5 protein-coding genes are annotated in these 3407 nt (G+C 40.8%); 3 read left to right on the forward strand and 2 right to left on the reverse strand.

Annotation, left to right across the window (positions count from 1 at the left end; genetic code table 11):
• Positions 1–329 (forward strand): pentapeptide repeat-containing protein (locus tag BCT81_RS25465; protein WP_198596960.1); only part of this gene is annotated, 329 nt, incomplete at its 5' end.
• Between the two features lie 341 nt (positions 330–670).
• Here the strand turns inward: BCT81_RS25465 and BCT81_RS25470 are convergent.
• Positions 671–1783: a linear amide C-N hydrolase gene (locus tag BCT81_RS25470; RefSeq protein ID WP_102426267.1), complete on the reverse strand. Its 1113-nt coding sequence runs from the start codon at positions 1781–1783 to the stop codon at positions 671–673.
• Between the two features lie 417 nt (positions 1784–2200).
• On the opposite strand from BCT81_RS25470, the gene BCT81_RS25475 reads away from it, so the two are divergent.
• On the forward strand, positions 2201–2470 hold the full coding sequence (locus tag BCT81_RS25475) for a winged helix-turn-helix transcriptional regulator (protein WP_102426270.1): 270 nt from the start codon (positions 2201–2203) through the stop codon (positions 2468–2470).
• Positions 2471–2542: 72 nt separating this feature from the next.
• On the forward strand, positions 2543–2830 hold the full coding sequence (locus tag BCT81_RS25480; RefSeq protein ID WP_102426268.1) for a YciI family protein: 288 nt from the start codon (positions 2543–2545) through the stop codon (positions 2828–2830).
• Positions 2831–3041: 211 nt separating this feature from the next.
• On the opposite strand, the gene BCT81_RS25485 is transcribed toward BCT81_RS25480, so the two are convergent.
• The coding region (locus BCT81_RS25485) for a penicillin-binding transpeptidase domain-containing protein (protein WP_277869847.1) at positions 3042–3407 on the reverse strand (366 nt) is incomplete at its 5' end.

Raw genomic sequence — 3407 nt, forward strand, 5'->3', positions numbered from 1 at the left:
ATAGTATGTACTTTTGCTCAGCGTATATCACAGGCTGTAACTTGTCGTATGCTAACTTTGAACAGGCTTGTTTAGAAAAATGTGAGCTGTTTGAGAACCGTTGGATAGGAACTTACCTTGCAGGAGCGTCATTAAAGGAGTCGGATCTGAGCCGAGGCGTATTCTCTGAAGATGTATGGGGACAGTTCAGTATGCAGGGAGCAAACTTGTGCCACGCTGAATTGGAGGGGTTAGATCCTCGTAAGGTCGACACATCGGGCATTAAAATTGTCGCTTGGCAACAAGAGCAACTGCTTGAAACTATGGGTATTGTGGTGATGCCTGATTAATAGGGTTAGCGAAATCTTTGATTAACCGAGAAAAGACGGTTGTTTTGCTTCTAACCACTCTGGCTGCACATGGTTTATACCTGCTTTATCTATGAAACTTATCTTGTGAGAGTTTTAGGTAAGGTGTTTGATTTTAATAGTCAAAGCAAGATTAAAATAAGGCACTTTCCTAGCAGGAAAGTGCCTTGCTCTTATCGGTTGAGTGCTTTACGTACTCACAATCTCTTCACCGACTTTGGCCCAGTTCGAACTAACCTCTAAGCTAAATCACGCCCTAATCTTTGATAGGCACCCACGTTCTTCTGAAGCTTGAAGCCTTGCTAAGTGTGGCGTAGTCAAAGTTATATGGCACAGAATGGTTGGTTTTTATTAATGTTTGTACAAGGCTGAGATTCTCGTTTGTTCGTGTTACGCCCCAATTCAACCACTTGTTTACCATTGACATCAAACATCGAGAAATCGTATGTCTCAACTTGATCTGTGTCCCATCGGTCTAGCTTGAGTGTTTTATTCTTTAAGTCTACTTGCGAAACCCATAAAGTTGGAAAGTTCGCGTCATAGGCGACGTCCCATTTTGTATACCCGCTACGCATCTCATGAGCAACACCTTCAATAATATTACTTAATTGTTTGTTGTCGCGGATACCAAAACGCTCTTCATACGCTTTTACTTCCTTAAGAGCATATTGAGCACGATAACGACGATCTATAGAGTTGATTGAAGCCGTTGGGAAGCGCTTTTCACTTAATAATTCTCTGTCCATTTCTGTCATAGTATCAAACGTTGGGTTGTTTGAAATGACATCTAAAGAACCTGTTCCTCGGTAGAGTTTCTTTTCACCATTTACCATTTCAACAAGGACAGTCTCACCAGAGTTATCAGCAAAAATGAAGTGAGCCAAGAAGTGGTTTACAGTTGTATTCGCATCATACAGACCAGGTACGCCACCAAGTTTTTGGTCACGGATGTTTGTGTTATTGATAATAGATTCTACTTCATCAAGGCTTTTTGCATTCGCAATAACGTATTGCACGAATCGCTGACCATCGATGTCTTGATTACCTTTTACTCGCGCTTTTTCATCTTGCCAGTCTGTATTGAGATAATGAATTTGACCAAGAACACCATGTTCGTTGATTGCTTCTGTGACAAACTCTGCGTCGAAGCTTGCAATCTCAATCATGGCATGTTTTGACTTGTAAACTTGATGGGCTCCCCCTGATTTGTTGAGGTCGACACCGTATACCGTGGGTGCTCGTGTATCAAGGACAGTTCCTCTCGGTACACCGCGCACAACACCTTGATCGTAACCTTCCCAGTCCATTGAACGTGTGACCATCGTCGTATCTAAAGTATCCGAGTGGTACAAAGCTCGTGTACAAGCTTGTGCTGTACCAGAAATGGCTCCAACCGTTGTGGCAACTAGGGTGAGTGTTAATAATTGTTTTTTCATGATTTAAGTAACCTAAAAGATAAGTTCGTATGTGTCGAATGCTAGGTGTTATGCGCTATATATGTCATTGGCTGATAGAATTTTGCACTCTTCAGAGTTGTGGTTAATTCAACTTTTATTTCTCAGAAAACATATAACAATAACTTGTTAAATAATCTTTGTTTCTATGTTGGGTATTATGCAATCCTGAGCATATAAATTCAACTGACTCTCAATAAGTTAGAGGAGAGATTCATTTGCTAAAGCTTTGAAGGTAATTACCTCAATCAAGGCGTCATTTTTTTGCTATTAAAAACATAGCAAGTTAAATTATATCCGATTATACTCAGACACGTTTTTGATAGCGGAGGAATCTCAATGACTCATTTTAGTTGTCTCGGTAAGCCAGTTCGCGGCTCAGAGTCAGGAATCCCTATCATGGCATTATTTGACTTGCTGGGGAGACGTTGGGCTATGGGAGTTCTTTGGCAGCTATGTTCAGGTGGTCCCTGTACATTCCGTGAATTGCAGGGTCGCTGTGAATCAATTTCTCCTGCCGTTTTAAATTCAAGAATTAAAGACTTAAGACAGGCAAAGTTACTTGAACGCGGAGAGGGGGGGTATCAACCTACGGATTTAGGAAAGCAAATCATCTCATCCCTTCATCCTTTAAAAGATTTAGCTGAACAATGGGTTGAAACACTCTAAGACGGAGAGTGAAAAGTGAATACTTAAAAAATTGCCTATGAAGCTATACAGTAACCTGAACGAGGAGCCATCATGTTTATTGTATCTTTAAATTACATTGGTAAATTATCAGAAGTTGATAAGTATCTTGAGGATCATATTGATTATCTGAATAAATATTACGAGCTGGGTATTTTTATTGCTTCCGGCAGGAAAGTGCCTCGTACTGGTGGGGTTATCCTTGCACAGGCGAAGGACCGCACTGCACTAGAAGGTATATTAAATCATGACCCTTTTATCATTTACAACCTTGCCGATTACGAGTTAACAGAGTTTATCCCAAGCAAGATGGCTCCTGAGCTTGCTTCGTTAATCAATTGACACTCAATGTTAATCTAAATGGAGCAAGATCAGTGAGTGGGCTTAGTTTCAAGCTCGTTGGTCTACGGAAACCTTTCGCACGATATCTATGTTTTAAGAATATTCTAATCCAAAAATTTATGTGCAATACACTATTACCAGAGCAGGGACTGGTAGTAGCCTAGTTACGTGTTGTCGCCTAAGTTAGATTATCGTTTTAATTTTACTTGTTTTATTTGATTAATACTTGGTCAAAGATTTTCTTAACGATGGGCGCACTATTGAAAGAACCGCCACCGGCATTTTCGAGGATTACTGTTACTACGATCTCCGGCTCTTCATAAGGGGCAAAGCCAGTAAACAACGCTAAATCTCTTAGATGTTCGGGAGTATTATCAGCATCGTACTCTTCGTTTTCTGCCAACCCGAAGACCTGGCTCGTGCCAGACTTCCCTGCGCTTTTATAGAGAGCGTTTCGAAATACTTTTCTAGAGGTGCCATTTTTACCATGATTTACTAGGTACATACCGTATCTAGCAAGTTCCCAGTAGTTTGATGGAACTCCTTGGATCGGCGGGGACTCGGCTAGCTTATTTTT

It is taken from the genome of Vibrio sp. 10N.261.52.A1, from assembly GCF_002876325.1.
GTDB lineage: Bacteria > Pseudomonadota > Gammaproteobacteria > Enterobacterales > Vibrionaceae > Vibrio > Vibrio chagasii.